Here is a 24,315-nt window from a genome sequence, read left to right on the forward strand (position 1 = left end):
CATTGTCGTGACAATATGTGACACTCCCTCTGTCACGGAGGGTGCCCCATGGCCACGATCTGGGAACGCGGACCGTACCAGTACTGCGTCCGCATCCGCCGCAAAGGCGTTTCGGAAACCAAGACGTTCGAGACCCGCCGCGAGGCCGAGGAGTGGGCCCGCATCATGGAGGGCAAGGTCACCGGCGACGAATTCGTCGACCGGAGCAAAGCCCGTGACACGACGCTGTCACAAGCCCTCGACTGGTACGCGCGGGTGATCGTCCCCAAGACGCCACGGTCGGCCAAGGTGAAAATGAGCCAGGTCGCCTACTGGAAGGCGAGTCGATTCGCCGACTGGTCGCTGCTGTCGCTCCGCCCCTGGGACCTTCTGGACTGGCGCCGCGAGGTCCTGGACGAGGACAACGCCGAGGACGGCGGCCAGATCGGTCCCGAGGCAGCGTTCAGCGCGCAGACCTGCGTGCACCGGTTGAACCTGATCTCCCACCTGTACGGCCAGTGGACGCTCATCCATCAGGTCGCCATCGAGAACCCGGTGGTCCGGGGCGTCCGCCCGACGCTCGACAACGGCCGCAACCGCCGCCTGGACCCCGAGCCTGACCAGAACGGCAAGACCGAGGAGAATCGCCTCTACGCGGTGTGCGACGCGTCCAAATCGACGTGGCTCGGGGCCGCGGTGCGGATCGCGCTGGAGACCAGCATGCGGCAAGCGGAACTGGCCGGGCTCACCGGCGACCGCGTTCACCTTGAGGGCCCTCACCCTCACGTCGATCTGCCGCGGACCAAGAATGATCGCCCCCGGCGCGTGCCGTTGAGCACGCGCGCCGTCGCGGCGTTCCGCTCGCTGCTGCCGGACGGCGTGAGCGCCATCGGCAAGCGCCGGGTCTTCCCCATCGAGACGCCGCGCGCCATCGGACACGCGTTCCGCACCGCCGTTAAGGAAGACCAGTTCCCCGACCTGCGCTGGCATGACCTGAGGCACGAGGCGATCAGCCGGCTGTTCGAGAACACCGACCTGCGTGACCACGAAATCATGGCCATCACCGGGCATCTCTCCCCGGAAATGCTGAAGCGGTACAGCCATCTGCGGTCCCACCGTCTGGCGTCGCGCCTTGGTTGAACCAATTTTCAGACGCGCAGCACGCGTAACTCAGGCACGGCTGCGCCGATGATTTGAACGAAATCCGTATCACCCGTAACCACCACCAGGTTCCGTTCGACCGCCTGCGCGGCAATCCAAAGATCGTTTTCGTCGATCTGCAGCATCGCCGCCGTCACATGATCTGCCCAGCCTTCGACCCATCGCGGTATCCGTCGCCTCACATCGAGCCGCTGCAAAGCCACGCTGGATTTGACGTGCGCGAACGCTTCCGCCGTATGGCGCCCGATCTCGGCAAGCGGATGCTCCTCCGCCTTCTCGATGCACGCTTCGATATGGGACAGAGGCCGTCCAGCCGCCCGCGACAAGGCGAGGCCAAACCGAAGTTCCGCGATCGTGACGGCTGACACAAGCTGTGGAGCGCCCGCATCCAGGTCGGCAATGGTCGTGCGAACCGCATGATGGTTCGGCCGGCCCGCGTCATAGAGGACCGAGACGAGGTTGGTGTCGAGCAGATAGGCGTCCATTCAGCCAAGATACCGCTTCAAAAGCACAACCTCCTCCTCCGGAGCTGGCGTGAACACATCGAGCACCCAGGGACCGCGATTTTGACCGATGAGCGGTCCAAGGTACTCGTGAAGCGGAATGAAAGCCGTGAAGTCAGCAGGAATCCACCCAGTGAAGGGGTGGGAAACCCTCCGCTCATGTTCATGGCCTCGGAAAAATTCGAAAAGCCGGCGTTCAAGCCGGGGCGGCAAATCGTACGCTTTCAGGACCTCAGCATCGACTTCGACGAGAAGTCGGTTCAGATAGCGCCCCTCATCTTCAGAAAGCAGGGCATGGTCGCGACCAACCGCCAGCGCTTCACGGTAGCGCTCAACCGCCTCCACCACGCTGCCGTACCTACCCCGCTTGGGTACGGGCAGCCGCTTCAAGAGTTCGTTCGTGAAGTGCTGGTTGGAGGCGTGTTCGCTCAGGAAAGCGTTTGCCAGCGGCCCGTTCAGGATCGCTTCCAACGCCTCCGCCGGTAACGACGGTGACGTTGGCCAGAGGCCAAAAAACGCTTGGGATGCGACAAGCCCCTCCGTGTCATAGGCCGCCGCAATCCGCCACGGCCCGCCGCGCGATAGGCGCGCGACGTTCATCAAGACCTTCGGCCTGTCCCAGGCTCGGGTCAACGGCCCGGGATACAACGCAGACTCTGGAGTCATATCGAGGTAGACGGGTCTGTTCAGCTCGAATTGCCGCAGGGAATCGGAAGGCCTGAAAACACCCCGAGCGAAACCACTTCTGGGCTGGGCGCTGACGCCAGCCCTTTGGTCGCGCCACTGCAAACCACGATAAACATCCGCGAACTGTCCAAGGCGGGGGTAGCGCTCCAGGTGTTCCCAAAGTTCGTCGAGTTCACCGATCCACAGGTCACCCTTTCGCACAGACTTGGTTCGACGCCGCTCCGCGCTGAGCTTCGCGGTGTTCAGGAACGCATCGCGATCACGATCTTCAACGACGGCTGACAGCAGCTTCGTTGGGCTTGGTCCTGTATCGGTCCGCCGTTCGCTCGCCACCAGCACGGCAGCTTCGAAGCCGGCCCGCTGGAACACGCGATCAGGCAAAGACGTCAACTCAACACGTCCGTAAAGATCAGCAACTTGCTGACGAAGTTCCGAGTACTGTTTTTGCCGCAAGAAACCTTGTGGCAAGACGAACCCGATGGCCTCCGGATGCGCGTCCAGCACCGTGCGAAGGACGGCCATCGGTTTGGAGTGGGATTTCGCAGCCATGTCCGAGTACGCGCTGCGCTCGTCGGCATCGAAATCCTCCCAAGGAGGGTTGCAGAGGATCACCGTGGCTCGCGCGGCTTCCTTGGCGAGCGCGGCGGGCCGAAACAGATCGGCCGGCTTGATCTTCCAACCGTTGGCGTTGGGGTAATCGGCCAAAATCAGCGAGAGGGTGGCGACCTCACAGGCGAAGGTGTCGATTTCGGCGCCTCGGATACGGGGCACCAGAAAGGCATGACGCTGCTCGCCGGTCAGATCTTCCGGAAGCAGATCGCGCAAATGGCGAAGCGCCGCGACGAGGAACGTTCCGGCTCCAGTAAATGGCTCGAAGACAGTCAGTTCGTTCAAGTCGAAACGGCCGAGATCCAGTCGCCCGACAACGTATTCGGCCACTTGACGCGGTGTGCTGTGCGTGCCGAAGCGCTTGCGTGTGTCGGCTGTTACAAGCGTGTTCTCGTAAACGAAGGCCAAGCTGTCCGATGAAATGTTCCGGAAACTGATGGCGTCGCGCAGCAGGACCCACGCGGCGGCCACGGACTCAACCGGGACGCCGGCTGCGGCCGACGATGCGAATTGGTCGAGATTGTAGTACGCCTCGATACCCTTCAAGACCTCGTGAACCGACGCCTTTCCCCACGACAAGGCATCCGGATGGCCACGATCAAGGAGAATTTTTGCCGCCAAAAGCCGGAAGGTCGTTCGAAACGCCGCCTCTTCCAGTTCGCCGTCCAGCCCCTTCAGAAGCTGCGTGATGACGCGCTCAAGGAGTCTATCGAGCTTCTCCTCAACTTCACGCTCGATGGCCGGAATCAGACCGAGGTCGACGAAATCGAGCTGGTAGGCGACTTGATTGTGGCCCAGCGACTTCGCCCGATGGACGGCCTGAGGCCGCCAGTGTTCCGCGTTGCGGTGAAAAAGGTCAGGAAGAGCATCGATGCCGACGCGCTCAATGAGACGTGGAGGACCTTTCGCGCCGACGCGCCACACGCCGACATCGGACTGCCCAATCGAAAAGAGAATGGGCGCTCCAAGAGCGCGACGGCTGGCGATGGACGCCTCGTCGTCCGCCGAGATGACGCCGAAAGCGGCGGTCCGGTAGGATTCGGGTACCTGGGTGAACGCTGCGAGGTCGACACGCCGCTGATCGCCACCAGCGGAGAGGACATCCGCGAAGCTGTAGTCACGGATGATCGCATCGGCACGGTAGCCGAGGTCCAGCAACGCCCTTTCGATCGTGCGGAGCGCATTCATGGCCGCCCTCCTTTGGGCTGGCGCACTTTGACGGCGGAGCTTGTTCCACCTTGAACCGCAAGGGCGGGGAAGAGCGGCAGCTGCGTCACCGGATCGGGCAGACCGATCCCCTGGGAAAGCACCGCCAGATGGCGGTCAAGCCGCAGCAGGATGGCGTCCTCATGCGCCGCGGCAACGTCCCGAGAGGACAGAAGTTCGCATCTTTGAAGGTCATAAATCGCAAGCGTTGCGCCCCACAGCATAGGAAACGAAGCCCCGTCCAGGAGCTCGCGCGCGGTCCCCAGGAGCTCGCGATGCGCCTGCAACTCGACATGAAACCTTGTCCTCAGGACCACCGCCAATCGGAGCAAGAGCAATGTCTTCCAAGAGAACTTTGCTTCGCTGCCGCGCTTTTGCGCAGGCACGTCCGGCTGGATCAGGGCACGCCGGACCGTCCACTCGCGGAGCTGATCCGCTGAGAGCCCGGTCAAAGCAGGCACCTCACGAGTTTTGACCAGTCGCACGCAAACCCTCCCAGGAATGGGTCTCAAACCCATTCTTCAGAACGGGTATCATGCCCGACCTGTTCCGTAAAGCTCGGCTTGCGCATGCAAGGCTTCTCGACCGCAGTCCCCTCAAGCCTTCGCTGTAGCGTAGGATCCGCACCCGCTATCGGTGACACTTCTCCGGACGCTCTGGCGCCGGTCATCCAGCGCTTTTCTTCAGGCGCCGCGCAACCTCTTCTGCCTTCGTCGGACGGCCAGGACGGCGTGGCACGCCTGATCGTTCGGATGGGTCAAATCGGGCTTGCCATTCCTGCACGATGCGCAGCGACCAGCGGGGGCCGCGCAGCTTGGGGACGCGCGTCGCCGGAGGCAGAGTTTCTGGGCTGGAGCTCAAGCGGTTGTAGATCGTCTGCTTCTTCAGGCCGAGGATGACGGCCAGATCGGCAACGGTGAGCCAAGTCATGTCTGGTGGAATTCGGGAGGCCATCAGACACTCCGTAACCTTGATTCGGAGGTGGTTTTAAGCCATGGCGACATGACGTCATCATCGGCGCGTGCAAGCTTGGCTTTATTCTTGGTTCGTGAGGCTCGGATTTGGAGGGGCTGCCATCACTGGGCGTGAAGAAAGAAGCCTTGCCGCTTAAAATCGCGAAAAAGGAACCGGCATCGCAGACACGTGTCCACATAGCCTCTTGGATGCGGACCCTATTCATTGAAGAGGCGAAACAATAGTTCCAAGACACAGCTTTTACATGGGAGTGTGCGGGCCTGCGCGTCCTTCGGACCGGGGCACTGGTAGTGCCATAAAGCCACGGCAGGCCGCGTTTCGACCCATGCAGGTGACGCTTGGCGTCGTACCGCCATGCCGTGGCAGGGCGCGCCTTCGGCCCATGCGGTCACAATCTTCTGAACAGGGCCGGATCCCTGTGTGCGGAGACCGCGGCCAACAAGCGGTTTCCGCCATTCGGCGCTCCGGACACAAACGCATGCGGCAGCCGACCGGGACGGTCTTCCAGAACCATCACGATGAATACCCGTGACGGTTGGTCGATCTTGGTGAACCGGTCGCCAATCAAGATGTTTGCCGAACGCCCGAACATCAACGACCCTCCAACAGGCGCGCGAGTTCGTCGATGAGATGACCGCAGCGTTCCGGCGGAAGATGCCTTTAACTGGCCGCCATGGCTTGCAGCGCGGCGTATCCAAACGCCGTGAAGTGGGCGTGGGGGAAAACCCGATCCGTTTCGACGATCGTCACCAACCCGCGCTCCAGCATGCTCTGCACGGCGGCGGTGAGTTTCGGTTCGCCCTTGCTCCGGCCGGTCACCCATCGCTTCAGAAAGAATGCCGTCTGCGAGCCGCAGCGGTTCCGACCAGCGGCTCATGAACGCGCGGCGGATCAGATCGCGTTCGGCCGGAGTGAATTCCACGGTGTTGGTTATGGCCGCGACCGATAACACTCGGGCGGCATCAGGTCCAGCGGCGCTCACAAAACCACCCGGTTCGGCAAAAGACAACGCGATAGACTGCCCAAGCCGCACCAGCGATTCCGCCGCGGAGCGCCGGCCGGGTCCGGCCGGCGCCGATGGAAGCGGCGCGCCGGCCCGGGACGTCGGACGGCCGCACCGCACCCAAGTGTTCATCTGGACAGTTCGCCTCGGCCAGATGGACTGACGCAAGGTGTCAGCGAACCGACTCCCGAGACGGATGGGCGCCGGGGTATCTCCGGGCAGCCAGGAGACGTTCGACGTGCCGCTTGCGCTCCGCCGGCGTCGGGTGGGTGCGCGTCAAGCGCCAGACGCCGTGCCGCACCACCTCCGCACCCGGAAGGCGCTTCAGCGCGTCGGCGCTCCGCCACAGCACGTCGCCGACGTGCACGCCGACCCACGCGGCCACGGCCAGCGTCAGGCGGGCGCCGTGCGTTTCGCCGCCGCGCGGCAGGAGCAGGGCCGCGACGGCGGTCAGGGCGCCCACCACCGCGCCGCGGTAGTGCTCTCGGGTGAGCGGCACCGGCCCCTCGCCGCTGGCGCCTTCGAGCCGAGCGATCAGGTCGATCCCCTCGTGGGCCGCTTCGGCGCCAGCGACGCGTAGCGCCGTCTCGTCGGCCTTCAGCTCCTGCCGGCGTCCGACCCAGAGGCGGTAGAGGACCAGTCCCCCACCGACGCAGGCCACGCCGACGGCGATCGTCGCCGCCCCCTTCACCTGCGGGATGCTCGGGATCCCGACGATGATCTCCGGGATCGCGGCCAGCACCGCGAGCAGCGGTCCGGCGTCCCGGACGACGGCCGCCATCACGGCGGCGAGCGCGACGGCCGCCGCGCTCACCGGAACGGCGACGACGATCAGGAGCAGCACGAACGCCGCGCACAGGGTGCCAGGAAGCCGGAGGAACAGCGCGATGAACGCGCTGACGACCTCGTGGATGAACCCATCCCGGTGCAGGACGTGGGACAGCTCGTGGCCGACGACGAAGCGCAGGGCGCGCGGCGTCGGCCCGTGCAGCCACGGCTCCGGGATGCCGACCCGCCCCCCGTCGACCAGTCCGGCATGGGCGAATGGTCCCCGGTCGAAGACCTCGGGATCGCAGGCGTGGACGGCCGGCGGGCGCGCGATGCCGAGCGCCCGGCACTGCTCGGCGACCTCCCGCAGCATCCGGTCCTCCGCCACGTTCCGGCTGCCGTCCAACGGCCTCCCGTGGGCGCGGAACCGTGTCTCCAGAGCCCGGCGTCCGGTGTCGATCCGGGACCACAGCACTCCCACGTACACGGCCGCCGGTGTTCCGGTGGCTACCAGCCATGGCGGCGGGTTGCCAAGCTGCCCATCCGTCGCGGCGCTGACGGCCAGCCACGCCAGGAGCGACGACGCGAGCCCTGCGGCCGCCACGACGAACAGGAGCACCGGCCACGTCCTGGGCATGCTCGCCTGCACCCGGAGCGCGTGGAGGACCTCGCGGCACGAGGTGCCGGAGCCGCCGGTCGCGCCGTGTGGACGGATTCCGCCCGCTTCCTTTCCGATCGTCTGCGGCATGATGCCCCCAGGTTGCCGTGTCCGGCGACGATACCCGATCGTCGAAGGGGGGTGAAGCGGCTCCGTAACGCGCCTCCGACAGACGCCGCCCTGAGGCCCGGAACACCGGTGCTTGAGGCGCCCCGATGGGGGGCGGCACGGCACAACGGCGCGGCGGCCACTGGGCTTCCGATGACCGGGTTGCACAACCGCTGCTTCCTGGCCGCGATCCAGCCGGTCCTGATGGGCAGCCCCGGCTTGGCTGGCGCGCCGCTGACGGCGGTGTTGCTCGACCTTGACCTCTTTAAGGCCCTGACCGACGCTTGGGAGCGCGCTGTCGGCGACGACGTGTTCGGCGCCCTTGCCCGCTTTCGCCTGGCCCAGGTGCGTCCGTGTGACATCCCGGTCCGCCTCGGCGGGGAGGAAATGCTGGTCCTGCTTCCCGGCGCCGCGGCCGGGCACGCCGAATCCTGCGTGGATCGCTGGCGCGCCGGCTTCTCCGTCCAGAGCCTGAAGACGCTGGGAAAGCGCCTGTCCGTCACATTCTCGGTGGGAGCGGCGGCCGTCCCGGCCGACGCGCAGGACTGGAACGACCTCGTGCACCGGGCCGATGTGGCGCTCTACCAGGCAAAGGCGCTGGGCCGGTGTCAAACGACATCAGGAACCGGTCCTTCCGCGTTTTCGGTGCAGCGTGAATGCATTTATGGGCAGCAGTGAGCACATAGAGGAAACGGTATCCCTTTTCTGAGTGCTCTGATTTCCTTGTCAAAATCGCTGCGATCACTGCTCCCGCCCGGTCTCATCGTCGATCTGGAACGCAACTGCCCCATCGACCTGCTGCCCGACCGTCACGCGGAGACTGTGGCGGCATGGTGGAAAGCCCATCCCGAGGTGGAGGTCGTAGCCCGCGACCGCGCCGGCGCTTACGCCGACGGCATTCGGGCCGGCGCTCCGAACGCCGTCCAGGTCTCTGATCGCTGGCATCTTCTGCGCAATCTCGGTGATGCTCTGGCCGGGGTTCTCGACCGCCATCATCATGATCTGCGCATGGCCAGCAAAGCGGCAGCGGGAGCGGCCATGGGAAATTGGCCTCCGCGCTGTGACGGGGTCGAAGCCGTCCTGGCCGCTCCACGTGTGGGCCCTCATTGTTCCTTGTGCAGCGGGGCGGCGTACACCCGTGCATTGGCGCATCCGTTCCAACCGCCTCGTCCAAAGCGTTGTGCGATGATAGGCGCCACCGCCGGAGCTCTGGGAGAATTGCAATGCCCGTATACCGCCGCCTTCTGCTGGTCGTGCTCGCGTCCATGGTCCCGTTGCTGGGCATCGAGATCGCCAATCTCGCGCACGGCCGCGCCGAGCGCGAGGCGGAGATCGGGCAGCAGGCGATGCGGTTGCTCGACCTGCTGAGGAGCGAGCAGGAGCGGATCGTCGCGGGCGCGCGCGACGTCCTCGTCACGCTGGCCGAAACGGGGCTTGCCGGCGACGGTCTGGCCGCCTGCCAGCCGGTCATGGACCGGCTGCGGCGGCGGCTTCCCGCGCATCTGTCGATCGAGGTGGCGGATGCGGCCGGCGAGGTCCGCTGCGCCACCGACGCGCACGCCGGCGGCGCGTCCATCGCGGACGAGCCCAGCTTCCACGAGGCGCTGCGCTCGGGCCGGCCCGCCATCGGCGTCGGGGAGGTCCGCCACTGGCGCGGCGGCGGGAACACCCTGACGCTGCCGTTCCGCATGGCCGTCGGCGCCGGCGGCGGCGCGCCGGACGGGGTGGCGACGGTCCGGCTCGACACGCGCTGGCTCGAGACGAGCCTGGCCGGCAAGCCCATGCCGCCGAACGCCGCGATCCTCCTGGCGGACGCCGGCGGCACCATCCTGGCGCGGGCGCCGGTCCGCCCGGAACTGGCCGGGACACCGCTTCCCGAGCGCTACCGGGTCTTTTACGAAGGGGACCGTCGGGCCGTCTTGGAGACGACGGGCTTCGACGGCGTCCGGCGCGTCGTTGCCTACGCCCCGCCGGCCGAGGGCGCCTCGGGGCTGATGCTGGCCGTCGGCCTGGACAAGGAGGCCACGCTGCGTCCGGGCGACGTGGCGGCGCTGTGGTCGTTGGGGCTGTTCGCCGGCGTGCTCGTGCTCGGCGCGGCTGGCGCGGCCTGGGGGCTGCGCGCGCACGTCCGGACACGCGAACGGGCGGACCGGGCCACGATCAAGATGGCCAGGGTGCTCGAGAGCACCACCGACGCGGTGTTCGAACTCGACGGCGATTGGCGCTTCACCTTTGTGAACGCGCGGGCCCGGGCGCTGCTGCCGGCCGACGGCGAACCGATCGGACGGACTCTCTGGGAGGTGATGCCGGCGGCGCGGGACACCCCGGCCTGGGCCGCGCTGCACGACGCGGCCGGGCGCCAAGCGCCGGTGGCGTTCGACCTGTTCGGGCCGTGCGACGGCCGTTGCTATGCGGTCCGCGCCTTCCCGTCGAATGGCGGGCTGGCCGTCTTCTGCCACGATGTCACCCACCGCAGGGAGGCCGAGGCGGAGCGCGACCGCCTGCTGGCCGACCTCGAAGCCAGGAGCCGGGAGCTGGAGCAGCAGCGCCGGCTTCTGCAAGCGGTGCTGCGCGCCGTCCCGGTCGGGCTGATCGCCGTCGAGGCGCCCTCCGGACGGCTTCTCGTCCACAGCGACGCCACGGAGCGCATGATCGGCCATCCCGTCTCTGCCGACGGAGGCCTCGCCGGATCCGCGCGCAGCGGCGCCCTGCACGAGGACGGCACCCCGTACCGGCCCGCGGAGTACCCGCTCGCCCGCGCTCTGCTCGCGGGTGAGGACGTCCATCTCGAGGAGATGGTCTACCGGCGCGGCGACGGCCGGATCGCCACCTTCGCGGTCAGCGCCCTGCCGGTCCGCGACGAGCGCGGCGCCGTCGTCATGGCCATCAGCGCATTCGTCGACCTCACCGAGCGCAAGGCGGTGGAGAGCGCGCTGCGCCACAGCGAGGAGCGTCTGACCCTGGCGCTCGACTCCGCGCGCGCCGGCACCTTCGCGTGGGACCTCACGACCGGCGCCATCGTCTGGTCGGCGGAGAGCTACCGGCTGCTCGGCCTCAGTCCCGACCGCGACGAAGCCACCTACGCGAGCTGGGAGCGCGTCGTGCATCCCGAGGACGTCGGACGCGTCATGGGCTACATCCGGCGGCGCCTGGCCGAAGGCCGCACCGACGCACAGGCCGACTACCGTGTTCTCCATCCCGACGGCGCCGTGCGCTGGATCGAGATCACCGGGCGGATCAGCTATGACGCCGCCGGCGCGCCGGTGCGCATGGTCGGCCTGAACATCGACGTCACCGAGCGCAAGAGCGTCAACGAGGCGTTGCGCCGCAGCCGCGAGCACCTGCGCCTGGCGCTCGCCGCGATCGGCGCCGGAGCGTGGGAGTGGGAGCCGCGCACCGATCGCTGGCTCTGGTCCGAAGCGGTCTTCGCGCTGCGCGGCCTCGACCCGGAGCGGGATACCCCGTCGCACGCGCTGTGGATGGCCGGCTTCCACCCCGACGACCGGTCGATGATCCAGCAGGTGGTTCAGCGCACCTTCGCCGAGCGGCGCACCGAGTGGACCGCCGAGGCGCGCATCGTCCATCCGGTGCGCGGCCTGCGATGGATGCTCAGCGTCGGCGCGGCGCTCTACGGCGCCGATGGGGAGCCCGAGCGCCTGCTCGGCGTGTGCATCGACATCACCGAGCGCAAGGCCGCGGAGGAGGATGCACGGCTGGGCCAGCAGCGGGTTGGCCTCGCGCTGGCGGCGGCGCGGGCGGGAACCTTCGACGTTGATTTCGCGACCGGCAGCTCCGTCTGGTCCGAGCAGACCTTCCGCATCCTCGGCCTTGATCCAGGCCGGGACCGGCCGTGCGCCGACACCTGGGCGGCGCTCCTCCACCCCGACGACCGGGCCGAGGTTCTTGCGGCGCGCAGCCAAGCACTCAGGGACCGCGTTCAGGATCTGCGCATGACGTACCGAATCGTCACGCCGGCGGGCGATGTCCGCTGGATCGAGGCGGCGGCGCACGTCCTGTACGGGACCGACGGCGCGCCGGCACGCCTGACCGGCATCGACGCCGACGTGACCGAGCGCCGCCGGATGGAGGAGGAGCTGCGCCGCGCCAAGATGGCGGCGGAGGAGGCCGACCGGGCGAAATCGCGCTTCCTGGCGGCGGCCAGCCACGATCTGCGCCAGCCCCTGCAGTCGCTGTTCCTGTTCGCGGCCGGACTGCACGGCCGTGTGCAGGACGAACGCGGCCGTCACGCCCTGACCATGATCGAGCGCAACCTCGAGGCGCTCAAGGGGTTGCTGGACAGCCTCATGGACATCTCGCGGCTCGACGTTGGCGTGATCCGCCCGGTGATCGAGGACTTTGCTCTGGGGCCCCTGCTTGAGCACAGCGGCGCGTCGTTCGCGCCGGCCGCCCAGGCCAAGGGGCTCCGTCTGGTGGTCGAGGGCGCCGGCGACGTCGTGGTGCGCAGCGACCGCCATCTGCTCGGCCGCATGATCCGCAACCTGGTGGAGAACGCCATCAAGTACACCGACGCCGGAACGGTCCGCCTCGGCTGCCGCGCCGACGGTCGGCACGTCGCCATCGAGGTCGCCGACACCGGAGTCGGCATCCCGCTCGAACAGCGGGAGCGCGTGTTCGAGGAGTTCCACCAGCTCGCCAACCCCGCCCGCGACCGGAACCGGGGGCTGGGTCTCGGCCTTTCGATCGTCCGGCGCCTGTCGACGCTTCTCGATCACCCGGTGTCCGTGCGGTCCGAACCCGGACGGGGATCGGTCTTCAGCATCCTGGTGCCCCTCGGGGAGCCCGCTGCCGTGCGCGCCGCGCCGGTGCCGGACGCGGTTCTGGTGAGCGCCGGCGGACGGCTGGCGGTGCTGGTGGACGACGAGCCCGACGTGCTGTGGGGGCTGCGGGAGATGTTCCGGGACTGGGGATACGACACCGTGGCCGGCACCTCGATCGCCCAGGCGCTCGAACGGCTGGCCGAGGACGGCCGGACGCCGGCGGTGGTCGTTGCCGACTACCGGTTGGGCGAGGACGGCACCGGCCTCGACGCGGTGCGCCGCCTGCGCGAACATGTTGGTTCCGCTGTTCCGGCGGTGATCCTGACCGGGGAGACCACCGAGGCCGTGCGGCGGGAGGTGGCCGAGGCCGCCGCCGGGCTTGCGATCAAGCCGGTGACGCCAAGTCAGCTTCACGAGACCCTGCGCAGACAGCTCGGTGAGGCCGCGTAAGCCCATCGGAACCGTGGTGCGTGTCGCACCGCTTCAGCGTCCGGTCGGTGCCATGTCGCCGTATCCACGAGCGTCGTGACCGCTCCAGCACGCTGAAGATCCGGCGCAATGCCTCGGCATCGCGATCAACGCGCAGCCGCCCCCCGCCGAGGCCGGTGGCATCATGCCGGAGACAGCCGGCACGGCCCCCGCCAGTTCCACCGGCGCGAACACGGGCGTGGCTTCGATCGGGGGACCAGCAGCCGGCGGCGCCAGCGGAACAACAGGCTGGGATCGACGCCGCAGCGGCGCGCGACCAACGACACGCTCATCCCCGGCGCGCAGGTCTCCGCCACCAGCCGTTCCTTCTCCGCCTCCGGCCAGCCCCGCCGGCGCGGAGCCGCCTCGACGATCTCCATGATCAACGGAGCGCTCGCCGTCATAGGGACAGCACCAGGGCTATCCCCGGAACCAGGAGCGCTCACCCCGTCCTCTCCGGCAAGACGGCGCGACCACCGCCCCAACGCCCAGCGGTCGATCCCAAGAACCTCAGCGTCAGCCCGCTCTCCGGCTACACCTGCACACGCTGCCGCCAGAATGCCTTCCGATCCGCCCCCGACATGCCGTTCTTCCGCTGATCTGCGGCCAGCGGACTATTTCATGAACCCGCACGGGCAAGGACGTGGCGTCCGACACCGCATACCCTTAAGCTGGGTTGCGCCCACGATCAACGTGATACTGGTTGCCCCTGACATGGGCAGGTACGATGCGGCCAACGTTGCTCTCGGCGGCAACCGAAACCAAGGGGACCCAAAGGGACGATCAATGCTTCCAGAGTGCGCACGGATCGATTTTGAAGCTGTGATCGAGGCGTCACCCAATCCCTACATGCTCCTCGACCGTGAGTTGCGGTGCGTCTGGGCCAATACCGCGTATCTGCGGGCCACGGGGCGGGAGCTCACGAGCCTGTTCGGCCACACCATCTTTGACGCGTTCCCTCCCGGCTCCCATGACCCTGATGGCGCGAGCGAGGCACTGCTCCGAGCCTCGCTCAACCGGGTGCTTCAAACCGGCCGACCCGACGCGCTGGCCCTGATCCGCTACGCCATTCCAGCCGCCGGTGATGCCGTCTTCGAGGACCGCTACTGGAGCGCCACCCACACCCCCATCCTCGACGGGCAGGGCACTGTCCGCTTCATCCTCCAGCAGACGAACGACGTTACCGAGCTCCAGCGCCTGCGTATGGCCGCCGGAACGGAAGCCGCCCGTGGAATGCCGGCCGGGGCGGCGGTGATCGAGGCCGGCCTCTTTCAGCGGGCGCAGGCTGTTCAGGAGGCCAACCTCACGCTGGACACGGAGCGCCGGTACCTTCGTGAGCTCTTTCGCCAAGCTCCGGGTTTTGTCGCCGTCCTGAGCGGCCCCGGGCACATTTTTGAGCTCGCCAACGACGCCTATTGCCGGCTCATCGGGCGCACCGACATCATCGGCAGGCCCGTGCTCGAAGTGCTGCCGGAAGTCCGGGAGCAAGGCTTCATCGCGTTGCTCGACAGCGTCCGGGAAGCCGGTCGCCCCTTCGTTGGACAGGACATGCACCTCCAGCTGCGGCGACGGCCCGATGCGCCGCTCGAGGATGTCTACCTGGATTTTGTGTACCAGCCCATCGTCGGGCCGGACGGGGCCGTTTCCGGCATCTTTGTGCAGGGCAACGACGTGACGGAGCGCTGGCGATCGGAGAAGGCGTTGCGCGAGAGCGAGGAGCGCGCCCGTCTGCAGCTGCTCGAGGTGGAGACGCTCTACCGGACAGCTCCCATCGGCTTGGGTCTGTTTGATCGCGAGCTCCGCTTCCTGCGGGTCAACGAGGCGCTCGCGGCCATGAACGGGCCGTCGGTCGACGAGCATCTCGGACGCTGCGCCTGGGAGGTTGTTCCGGCTCTGCGCGCTGTGGCCGAACCACTGTTCTGCCGTGTTCTGGAAACCGGGGAACCGGTGCTCGGGATCGAGCTGCGCGGCACAACGCCAAGCCAGCCCGGCGTCGAACGCGTTTGGATCGAGGATTTCTATCCGGTGAAGAGGCCGGACGGCACGCTGATGGCCATCGGTGCCATCGTCCGCGAGGTGACGGAGCAGAAGCGCCTGGAGGAACGGGAGCGCCTGCTCACGGCCGAGCTGCGGCACCGGTTGAAAAACCTGTTCATGATGGTCGAGGCGCTTGCCCGCCAGACCGCCCGCACCACGTCCGCGCTGCCGGAATTTCTGGACCGCTTTCTCGGGCGGGTCCGTGCCCTCGCTGCCGCGCAGGATCTGCTGGCCAGCGGTCCGATCAACGCGGCCGTATCCTTGCAGGCCTTGATCGGCACGGCGCTCGCCCCTTTTGTCGGTGCCGACGGGCGGGTGCGCATGGAGGTGAACGACACGGCCGTCGCCGCGGACGTCGCCTCGAATTTGGCCTTGGCGTTGCACGAACTGGCGACGAACGCGACCAAGTACGGCGCGCTGTCCGTGCCCGGCGGGCGGGTTTCCCTAAGCGCACGCGTCGAAAAGACGGAGGGCGGGCACGAGCTCTGCATCGAATGGCGAGAAGCTGGAGGGCCGCCCGTGCGGCGTCCACAAGGCGCGGGTTTCGGCTCGCAACTGCTCGAGCGCGTGATCGTTGCCCAGCATCGGGGGCGCGTCGCGAGGCACTGGGAAAATTCAGGGCTGATCTGTTGCGTCTGCCTTCCGGTGCAGGATTGAAACCGCCACAACCGCGTCGCGCGGCGGCCCGTCGCAGGCGGTGGCCAAGGGATCGGATCTCTCCCGAAAGACGATGAGGCCAGCCGTCATCGGCCACCCTGTGCACCACGCCGTGATCCTTGAGATGACCGTCGAGAGCGACCACTGCCGCCCCGCACCGACGCGCGTGTCGGCGGTCAGCGAGATCGCCATGTCTCGGGACGCTGTCGCGCCGGCGGCAAGCCCGCCAACACCGGGACGATGCCGGTGCGGCGATCACCCTTGCCGCTGACGAGGAAGCAACTCACCATCCCGCCATGGCCGACCCCTTCATGGTCCTGTCATGCGCTTTTCATGTTCACGGACGCTGAACACTGAGAGCCTGGGCAAGGCGGAGACGCGGATCCATACGGACCGCTCCTTCGAACACGTGCCATTCCCCGTCGCATCAAGCGGCGACGGAAAATCCGGTCCGCCGGTGCAGCGGTTACCGGGCGCGTGGCGCCGGCTGCGCACCCCGCTGCCGTCGGCCGCCATGGTGATCGACTCCGCCGTTGGGGCGGTAAGGGCTTTCGGGCATGTCGTGTTGCGGGCACAGCCGGGATCGGAAGGGAACCGCGGACGCCATCGTGGAAGCTGTCCGACCCACGCGGCCGGCCGTGTTCAACAGTCGTCCGGCGCCGCACCGCGGTCACCGGTTCTGCATGGATGAGGTATAGATCGACAAGGCTGACGCAGGATTGGCAAGAACAGAATGTTAACGAGTTTTAACGTCGACAGCGTAGGCGTTGGTTAACGACTGCATTTCTTGCATATTTTTGCCGCAATCGACGATATTGTTTGCGCCTTGGTTCATTCTATGCTAGAGTTCTTCTGGCGATTAGGTTGGAGGTTCTGCGCGATGTCAATGGATAGCCTGCGCCTTTTGCGTGCCCCCCCCGCACACGCGCGCGGCCACGCCACCCAAACGCCGGGCCGCCGGTAGCGATCGGGCAAGGCTTCGTTCGAGCGAGCCGGCCGGTCCGTCCGGAGCCGGTCCTCGCGGCATCGTTCCGTTTGCGTGTGGGTCGTCCACATGCTGAACACCCCTCGGACCATCCGCCTTGCGACGCGCGTGACCGGCACCGCCTTGCTCAGCCTTCTTTTCCTGTCGGGAGTGGTCGTCGTTGTGGTGAGCCTCACCCTCCAGCGGCACTTGACCGTACTGGCAAGCCAGCGCCTGGAGGAGAACCTGAAGGTTGCCCGTGAACTGCTGTTGTCCCAAGGGGACGGCTTCCGCTCCGAAGGCGGGGCTCTCTGGGTTGGCACGCGCAAGCTCAATGGCGACAGCGCGCTGCTCGACCGCCTTGTGAGCGCGGTGGGCGGTGTCGCCTCACTGTTTCATGGCGATGTCCGCGTGGCCACCACGATCATGAATGAGGGAAAGCGTGCGGTCGGCTCCCAACTCGCGCAAGGCCCCGTGTACGAGACCGTGATCAAACAGGGGCGGGGGTTCCGCGGTGAGGCCGTCGCGCTTGGCACGACCTACATGACGGCCTACGATCCCATCCGCGATGCGTCCGGCTCGGTCATCGGCATTCTCGTCGTCGCCGTCGCGAAGGACCAGTTCTTCGCCGCCATCGACGATGTGATCGGGACCGTGGTGCTGGTCGCCCTGCTCGTGACGGTCAGCGTCGCCGCCGCCGTCTTCCTGGTGATGAGGGCGACCTTCCGGCCGTTCGACGCGATGCGCCGCGTCATGCTCGACATCTCGGAAGGCCGAACCGAACGGATCACACCGTGCCTGGAACGCGGCGACGAACTCGGTGACATGGCGCGCACGGTGGAGGTTTTCCGGGAGAACCTTGTGCGCATGGAACGTCTGCGCGCCGAACAGGAAGATCATGAGCGGCAGGCGATCATCGAGCGCAAGCGCGCGATGCTGACCATGGCCGATGCCATGGAGCAGCGGGTCAAGGGCATGATCGCCGCCATCGGGCGTCAGATCGAAAGCCTGCGCCTGGCCTCCGGCTCGATGTCTGCCGAAGCGCAGCAGACCAGCGTCCAGAGCACCGCCGTTGCCGGCGCTTCGCAGCAGGCCTCGGCCAACGTGCAGACCGTGGCGGCCGCCACGGAGGAACTCAACGCCGCCAGCCATGAGATCGGGCGCCAGATCGAACGGTCGACCGACATCGCCCGTTTGGCGGCCGACCGCTCGCAGCGAACCGACGAAATCGTCAAGGGATTGTCCGTGGCCGCCGGCCGCATCGGCGAGGTGGTCACCATGATCCGGGGAATCGCCGGGCAGACCAACCTGCTGGCGCTGAACGCCACCATCGAGGCGGCGCGCGCCGGCGAGGCCGGCAAGGGTTTCGCCGTGGTGGCGCACGAGGTGAAGAATCTGTCCAGCCAGACCGCGCGCTCCACCGATGAAATCGCTCAGCAGATCGCCGTGGTGCAGGAGGCGACCGAAAAGGCGGTGGCGGCCATCGAAGAGATCGCGGGCACCGTCCAGGAGGTTCATCAGACCTCCTCCTCCATCGCCGCGGCCATTCAGGAGCAGCATGCCGCCATCTCCGAGATCAGCCGCAACGTCCAGCAGGCCGCCGCCGGAACCGAGGAGATCAACAGGCGCATCGCTGGCGTCTCGACCGGCGCGCAAGGCACGTTGCAGGCCGCCACCATCGTCACCTCCGCAGCGGATGAACTGGTCCGGCAATCCGAACGGCTGGAACGTCAGGTCGAGGACTTCCTCAACGAGGTCCGCCAGTCCAATCGCCTGAGCGAGGCGGCGTAGCCGGGGACGACAGCATGATGGCCAAACACGCACCCTTGACCGGCTGTGAGCGGACCTTCGATCCCGGAGACGTGATCGTCACAAAGACCGACCCGAAGGGCCGGATCACCTATGCCAACCGCGTTTTCCTGCGGCTGTCCGGGTATGAGGAGCGCGAGGTGATCGGAGCGCCACACAACCTCCTGCGCCACCCGGAGATGCCGGCTTGCGTGTTCAAGCTGCTGTGGAGCACGATCGCCGCCGGCCGGGAGATGTTCGCCTACGTGAACAACAGGGCCAAGAACGGTGATCACTACTGGGTGTTCGCCCATGTGACGCCGAGCGTCGACGAGACCGGCGCCATCGTCGGTTATCATTCAAACCGCCGGGCTCCCCGCCGCGACGCGATCTCGGTGATTCGGCCGCTTTATGAACGGTTGCTGGCCGAAGAACGCCGCCATGGCCACCGGCGGGACGCCATGGCCGCCTCCACGGCTGCGTTGCTCGACTTTCTCACGCAGAACGGCACGACCTATGACGCGTTTGTCTTCTCTGTATAGGTCAGGGATGCTCACCGCCGCCACGGCGGCCGTGCTGCTGGGTGCCGCCCTGTGGGGAGCGGCCTCGAGCGCCGTTCCTTTGCCGATGGTCATCCTCAACGTCGGCCTCGCCGCCACGCTGCTCGCCGCCTTTTTCTTCCAGTGGCGGGTGGGAGAGGCGGTCAAGGCGGCGACCGCGGTGTGCCGCCAGGCGGCCCGCGGGAGGTTCGAAGCGCGCCTCGTCGGCATGCGGGAAGGCGGAGAACTCGGCGCCCTGTTCGACGCCATCAACGACTGCCTCGATCCGGTGGACGCCTTCGTCCGCGAGGCCACCGCCTCGCTGGAGGCCAGCCTTTCTTGAAACGACTCCTTTCTGTGCTTTTGTAAGGAGTGCGTGGGACTGTGATCTGCTTCACATGAGGCTGTTGCGCTGTGAGGAGTGGAAATGCCGGTCAAACCGGGGCGAGGCGGTGAGATGGGCGAGATGCCGCGGCCTGCGGACGCCCGCGGCACGCTCGGCGGCCGTGGCGGCGGCGCCGGCTCCAACGAAGCCGATGTCGGTGAAGCCTTGTCCTCATTGATTGCATTGTGCGAGCGCGTCATCGCGGAGAAGCTCCGGGCCGGCGCGGATGCGGCCGCGCTGGAGGACGCCCTGGCGGTGCTCAAGACGCGGCTCTCTGCCGTCGTGCGCCTGTCAGGAGAAGGCACCGATGGTGAGGACGCCACGGCGAGATCCGGGACTGAGTTGTAGAGCGCCACAGTCGCGGCGTCGCGCGACGTCCCGCCCTCGTGGATGTCAGCGGGCGTCCGCACGCCACTCCGTTTCCGGGTGCCGCCACGCTCCAGCTGTTCCAGACCAGCGCCTGTGTCCGAAGGAGCGCGGCGGGCTCATCGGCGCGTAGCCAGCACCTCGGACGCGCCGTCCCCGAGGGCAACCTCTTGTCGGCCGGCCGGAGTTCGGGGAAGGTCGGGGAATGATGACATTCCAAATGGATTTGCTTATTCTGCGCCGCCGGCTCCGTCTCGGTGACCGATCCGGCAACACCGAAGAACCATCATGCTTCAAGCCCTTCACACTGGGACGCTCAGCGTGACCGCCGCCATGGTCATGACGGCGGTGGCCGCTTTGATGGTCCTGATCAGCGCAACCAGAAAATCATACCCCGGCTTTCGCCTTCTTTCGTTGGGGCATGCGCTTCTCGCCATCGGTTTCATTCTATCGGCTTTCCGGGATGGCGTGCCTTCTTGGTTGCCAGTCATCGTGGCAAACTATCTGATTCTCACAAGTGCGGCTTTAAAGTTCGACGGTATCTGCCTGTTCTACGACGGGTGGTCCGCGCGCTCCAGCACCATAAATCATGCTGTTTCCGCCGTGGCAACGCTCGTTCTTGGTTACTTTCTGTACATCGACCCCAACATCAATGCCCGCATAACGGCCGTCAGCTCGGCATATTCCGTCATTCTGGCCCGCACCGCCGCTGTCCCCTTCCGCCAAAAGAAAATCGAGATATCGGCGGTGGACTGGGTGATCCCTTTCGCTCACTCTCTGCTGATTGTGATTCTGGGGTGGCGCACCTACATGGCCGCGACAAGCGATCAGATCATTGACTTCATCAACGGCGATTTGCTTTTCAGGCTGACACTCATGGCGGCCATATTGGCTGCGTTCATGAGCTTTGCAGCATACCTCATGTTGGCCCATCGCCGTATTGAACGCGAACTGATCGAAGCCCGGAACCAAGCGGAAACCCTGTCACGCACGGACAGTCTGACCGGCTGTTGGAACCGGCGGCACTTCGAAGAGCAGTTGCAGCGCGAGTTCGAGCGCGCGGCCCGTTATGGAACCGCGGCCTCCCTTCTCATCTTTGACATCGACCACTTCAAAGCCGTGAACGATGGACACGGGCACGACATCGGCGACGTGGTGCTCGAGGAGGTGGCCGGGCGGATGCGGCATTCGTTGCGTGCAACCGATCTGCTCTGCCGATGGGGGGGTGAGGAATTCGCCATACTTGTTCCGACCCCGCTCCCCAAGGCGCGTGCCCTCGCTGAGAAAATCCGAGCCCGGATCGCCGAAGAGCCCGTCGCTCCGGTCGGTTCGGTGACGGTCAGTGCCGGCGTTGCCGAGCTTGAGCCAGGTGAAAGCACGGAGCGCTGGATGCGCCGGGCGGACCGGGCGTTGTACCGCGCCAAGGCGTTGGGCCGCAACCGCGTCGAACAAGACCCAGGCGAAGAGAGCGTGGGTTCCTTGGACCGTTTGCAATGGTCGGCCAGCTTTCACAGCGGAGAACCCGCGCTGGACGCTCAACACAAAAGTCTCTTCGAGATCACCAATCGCCTCATGGCCGTCGGCTCTGATGACACATCACATGCAGCGGCCGCTGCCATCTTCGATGTGCTGTCGGACGACTTGCGGCGTCATTTTGCCTATGAGGAAAGCCTGCTCGTCAGGATCGGCTACAAATATATGGACGCGCACAAGGCCGAGCATGAGCGACTGCTGTCACTGATAGGCAGCATTATTGCCCGCCACGAGGCTGGACTTGTAAGCACAGCGGACGCGGCTCACGCGATTTCCAAGGACGTGATCTTTGGGCACATACTGTCTGAGGATAGAAATTACTTCTCGGCGCTCTGCGACGCGGCCGAAAAAAGCGCATCGACCGTCTGATCCGGATCAGAGCGGGTCGGGGATGCGTGACGCCTGACGACGGGCGGACTGGGTCCAGAATGCCCGTTGGTCCCACGGCCGCCGGGCGAGCTGACCATGACAACGCCGCCCGCGTTCATCGCCTGGGCGCGGGTGGCCACGGGCGGCAACGCCCCAACAGTTCGGCTGGGCTGAGCGCGTCCGGCAAGCAATTTCGTAGGCGAAGGGAGCCTTGCGCGCTCGGGCCGCCGCTCCGGACAGCCCGAATGGCCGGCTTATGGTCAAACGGTTCCCCCGGTTTCCTGGGACGTTCCAGGGGGCGGCGCAGCGGTTCCGCCCACCACGCCGCCAAGGGGATGTGCCTGTCTGTCGGCCGCGTGGTCCGGATCATCGGCTTCGGGATGAGATCGTCCCAACCGAAGCAACGTGCACGCGTCCTGGGGAGAACCGCCACGCCGGTTTGAGTGCGCCTCCGTTCATGGAACGTCGGTCCAGGGTGGCCGGATCCACGCGCGCCGGCCATCTGGACGTTCGACCATCGCGTGGGCTTCACCCTCCTTCCCCGCCGCCCGGATCAGGCGGACGGTTGCCGAACCGGGGGATGATGGCACGCGGTGGTCCGGCCGCCGCACGATGATCCCGCCAGATCAGGGTCAACGTGTCAGCCGCCACCGAACCCGTGTCTCACGGGTGGGGCGGCGTGGTCAGCGCACAGGCCCCCTTGCGCACGATGGTTTTGCCGGCTGACGCCGACTCTTGTGATCCGGTGCCGGCATAGGCCGGCGCCGGCTCCCTTGTGGGGGAAAGAGGGCGTTGCCGCTCTCTCCCCCGCGAGGGCCGCCTGTTGCCGGGCAGGGCCGCCGGCTCAGGGCACGGCACGTGCCCCTCGCCCAGGCAACCCGGCCCGGCGCGCCGTCCCTCGCCCCCCACTCACCCACCGCTCGCGCGGCCCCGGGAAGCAGCAGCGGCAGTGCTGCTGCTTCGCAGCTTCAAGAGAGGGAAGTGAACCATGAGCACCCAGCAAGTTCCCCTGTCCCAGCTTCTTCCGCCGACATCCAACCCGCGCAAGCGCATCGACCCCGCCGGCATCGAGGGGCTTGCGTCCTCCATCCGAACCGACGGCGTGCTCCAGAACCTCGTGGTGCGGTGCCTCAAGGGCGACCGCTTCCGCGTCGTGACCGGCGAGCGCCGCTACCGGGCCTTGAAACTGCTGGAGAGCCGGGGCGAGATCGGCGCCGACTACCGGGTGCCGGTCGAGGTGCGGCACGGGCTGAAGCCCGCCGACGCCCGGCGGATCGCCCTGGTGGAGAACGTGCAGCGCGAGGATCTCGACGCCATCGACGAGGCGGACGGCTTCGCGGCCCTGCTCCAGAAGGGCGCCACGCTGGACGACGTGGCGGCGCAGACGGGTTTGAGCACCACCACGGTGAAGCGCCGGCTCGCGCTGGCCGGGCTGTGCGCCGAGGCCAAGCAGGCGGTGCGCGAGGGCTCCATCGGGCTCGGCATCGCCGAGGCGCTGACGCTGGGCACCCACGAGCAGCAGCGGCGCATCCTCGCCGACATCGAAGACGGCATCTGGTTCGACGCCGACGATGTCCGCGCCCGGCTCATCGAGGAGAAGCCGTCCGTCGCCATGGCGGTGTTTCCGCTGGAGCGCTACAGCGGCACCGTCACCGCCGACCTGTTCGCGGAAGCCGAAGCCACCTACTTCGATGACGCCGAGCAGTTCCACGCCTTGCAGCGGCAGGCGGTGGAAGAGATGGCGGCGGAACGGGCGAAAACCGCTGCCTTCGTGGACGTGTTCGACACGCATGGGGTGCCGTGGTGGCACTACCGCGCGGCGCGGGATGGGGAGAGCGGCGGCGTGGTGATCAACCTGACGCCCGCCGGCCGGGTCGAGGTGCGCGAGCGCTTGGTGCGCCATGAGGTGCAGCGCGCCGTCGCGGCCGAGACGCGGGAGAGCCCGCTGACGGTGCGTCGGGAGCGCTCGGAATACCCGTCCTGGCTGGTGCGCCACATGGCCGCGCACAAGACGCTGGCGGTGCAGACGCTCCTGGTCGCCGCCCGGCGCACGGCCAAGCGGGTGGCCGTGGTGCTGCTGATGCGGGGTGTCGACGGTCATCACGGCCGGGTGTCGGTGGAGGCGCACCCCGCCTTGGCGCTGTTCGCGGGCGAGGACGGCCGCCCCCGCAGCCACGACGCCGTCGAGGCCGCGGCGGCGTACTTCGAGCGCCTGCTGGGCCTGGAGCCGGCCGGGGACGACGAACCGACCTACGGGCCGCGCAGCCGGGGCGCCTGGGAGCGGCTGGTCGGGGATCCGAAGGACGGCGCCGACCTGTACGAGCGGGTCAAGCGGCTGAGCGACGAGGACCTGGATGGCCTGCACCTGCTGCTGACCATTCTCGCCTTCGGCCAGGGCGACCTGGACGCCATCGATCGCGGCGACAGCCTGTTCAACCGGGTGGCCCGCGACCTCGGCGCCGACATGCGCGACTGGTGGCGGCCGGACGAGACGTTCCTGGGCGGGCGCACCCGCGACCAGCTCAGCGCCATCGCGGTGGAGAGCGGCGCCGCCGCCACTCTGGGACGGCTGTCGGATTACAAGAAGGCGGGTCTGGTCGCCGCTCTAGCGAAGCACTTCGAGCGCTCCGCCGCGGTGCCGGACGGCGCCCCGGACTGGCAGGTCAAGGGCCGCGACTGGCTGCCCGACGCCATGCGGTTCGGTGCCGAACCGGATACGGAAGGCGACACCACGCCGGATCGCGCGCCGCCGGCCCTTGCCGCTGAATGAGCCC

General features: G+C 67.2%; 16 protein-coding genes and 2 pseudogenes. 11 read left to right on the forward strand and 7 right to left on the reverse strand.

Going from position 1 to position 24,315, the window contains the following annotated elements; translation table 11 throughout:
• Positions 1-48 precede the first annotated feature (48 nt).
• Positions 49-1,119, forward strand: a complete 1,071-nt coding sequence (locus DEW08_RS06395; protein ID WP_109325479.1) for a site-specific integrase — start codon at positions 49-51, stop codon at positions 1,117-1,119.
• A gap of 8 nt (positions 1,120-1,127) precedes the next feature.
• Here DEW08_RS06395 and DEW08_RS06400 read toward each other — a convergent pair whose 3' ends face one another.
• From DEW08_RS06400 to DEW08_RS06415, 6 genes are all read right to left on the reverse strand, one after another.
• Positions 1,128-1,625 carry a PIN domain-containing protein gene (locus DEW08_RS06400; RefSeq protein ID WP_109325489.1) on the reverse strand — a complete coding sequence of 166 codons (498 nt, stop codon included), beginning with the start codon at positions 1,623-1,625 and terminating at the stop codon, positions 1,128-1,130.
• On the reverse strand, positions 1,626-4,127 hold the full coding sequence (locus tag DEW08_RS06405; RefSeq protein WP_109325491.1) for an N-6 DNA methylase: 2,502 nt from the start codon (positions 4,125-4,127) through the stop codon (positions 1,626-1,628).
• Entirely contained in the window at positions 4,124-4,630 is a 507-nt protein-coding gene (locus DEW08_RS06410; protein ID WP_146214644.1) for a hypothetical protein, read from the reverse strand. Before DEW08_RS06410 ends, DEW08_RS06405 begins: the two co-directional genes overlap by 4 nt.
• Positions 4,631-4,811: 181 nt before the next feature.
• On the reverse strand, positions 4,812-5,075 hold the full coding sequence (locus DEW08_RS30635; RefSeq protein ID WP_146214645.1) for a MerR family transcriptional regulator: 264 nt from the start codon (positions 5,073-5,075) through the stop codon (positions 4,812-4,814).
• A 433-nt stretch (positions 5,076-5,508) separates the two neighbouring features.
• Positions 5,509-6,153 carry a hypothetical protein gene (locus DEW08_RS30640; protein WP_146214646.1) on the reverse strand — a complete coding sequence of 215 codons (645 nt, stop codon included), beginning with the start codon at positions 6,151-6,153 and terminating at the stop codon, positions 5,509-5,511.
• 142 nt (positions 6,154-6,295) lie between these two features.
• Positions 6,296-7,297 (reverse strand): M48 family metalloprotease, encoded by a 1,002-nt coding sequence (locus DEW08_RS06415; RefSeq protein ID WP_168220297.1) that lies wholly within the window; start codon positions 7,295-7,297, stop codon positions 6,296-6,298.
• A gap of 513 nt (positions 7,298-7,810) precedes the next feature.
• Here DEW08_RS06415 and DEW08_RS31060 point away from each other — a divergent pair.
• From DEW08_RS31060 to DEW08_RS06430, 3 genes and pseudogenes are all read left to right on the forward strand, one after another.
• Positions 7,811-8,335: a GGDEF domain-containing protein gene (locus DEW08_RS31060; protein WP_168220298.1), complete on the forward strand. Its 525-nt coding sequence runs from the start codon at positions 7,811-7,813 to the stop codon at positions 8,333-8,335.
• An 81-nt stretch (positions 8,336-8,416) separates the two neighbouring features.
• Positions 8,417-8,683 (forward strand): annotated as a pseudogene (locus DEW08_RS06425) (transposase); the annotation flags it as partial.
• Between the two features lie 197 nt (positions 8,684-8,880).
• Positions 8,881-12,885 (forward strand): hybrid sensor histidine kinase/response regulator, encoded by a 4,005-nt coding sequence (locus tag DEW08_RS06430; RefSeq protein WP_109325496.1) that lies wholly within the window; start codon positions 8,881-8,883, stop codon positions 12,883-12,885.
• 236 nt (positions 12,886-13,121) lie between these two features.
• Here DEW08_RS06430 and DEW08_RS06435 read toward each other — a convergent pair.
• Positions 13,122-13,307, reverse strand: a pseudogene (locus DEW08_RS06435) (transposase); the annotation flags it as partial.
• Positions 13,308-13,689: 382 nt separating this feature from the next.
• Between DEW08_RS06435 and DEW08_RS06440 the strand changes: the two are divergent.
• The 7 genes from DEW08_RS06440 (at position 13,690) to DEW08_RS06470 (ending at position 24,311) form a co-directional block, all read left to right on the forward strand.
• Positions 13,690-15,597 (forward strand): PAS domain-containing protein, encoded by a 1,908-nt coding sequence (locus tag DEW08_RS06440; RefSeq protein ID WP_168220299.1) that lies wholly within the window; start codon positions 13,690-13,692, stop codon positions 15,595-15,597.
• A 1,054-nt stretch (positions 15,598-16,651) separates the two neighbouring features.
• On the forward strand, positions 16,652-18,352 hold the full coding sequence (locus DEW08_RS06445) for a methyl-accepting chemotaxis protein (protein WP_109329592.1): 1,701 nt from the start codon (positions 16,652-16,654) through the stop codon (positions 18,350-18,352).
• A 14-nt stretch (positions 18,353-18,366) separates the two neighbouring features.
• Positions 18,367-18,891 carry a PAS domain-containing protein gene (locus DEW08_RS06450; protein ID WP_109325498.1) on the forward strand — a complete coding sequence of 175 codons (525 nt, stop codon included), beginning with the start codon at positions 18,367-18,369 and terminating at the stop codon, positions 18,889-18,891.
• A gap of 7 nt (positions 18,892-18,898) precedes the next feature.
• Positions 18,899-19,231: a hypothetical protein gene (locus DEW08_RS06455; RefSeq protein WP_181449431.1), complete on the forward strand. Its 333-nt coding sequence runs from the start codon at positions 18,899-18,901 to the stop codon at positions 19,229-19,231.
• A 114-nt stretch (positions 19,232-19,345) separates the two neighbouring features.
• Complete coding sequence (locus DEW08_RS06460; protein WP_109325501.1) at positions 19,346-19,621, forward strand: hypothetical protein; 276 nt, start codon at positions 19,346-19,348, stop codon at positions 19,619-19,621.
• A gap of 339 nt (positions 19,622-19,960) precedes the next feature.
• On the forward strand, positions 19,961-21,541 hold the full coding sequence (locus tag DEW08_RS06465; RefSeq protein WP_168220301.1) for a diguanylate cyclase: 1,581 nt from the start codon (positions 19,961-19,963) through the stop codon (positions 21,539-21,541).
• A gap of 988 nt (positions 21,542-22,529) precedes the next feature.
• The gene (locus DEW08_RS06470) at positions 22,530-24,311 is read left to right on the forward strand and encodes a ParB/RepB/Spo0J family partition protein (protein ID WP_109325503.1); all 1,782 of its coding nucleotides are present in this window, start codon (positions 22,530-22,532) and stop codon (positions 24,309-24,311) included.
• Positions 24,312-24,315: the final 4 nt, after the last annotated feature.

The sequence above is a fragment of the Azospirillum thermophilum genome (assembly GCF_003130795.1).
Taxonomy (GTDB): domain Bacteria; phylum Pseudomonadota; class Alphaproteobacteria; order Azospirillales; family Azospirillaceae; genus Azospirillum; species Azospirillum thermophilum.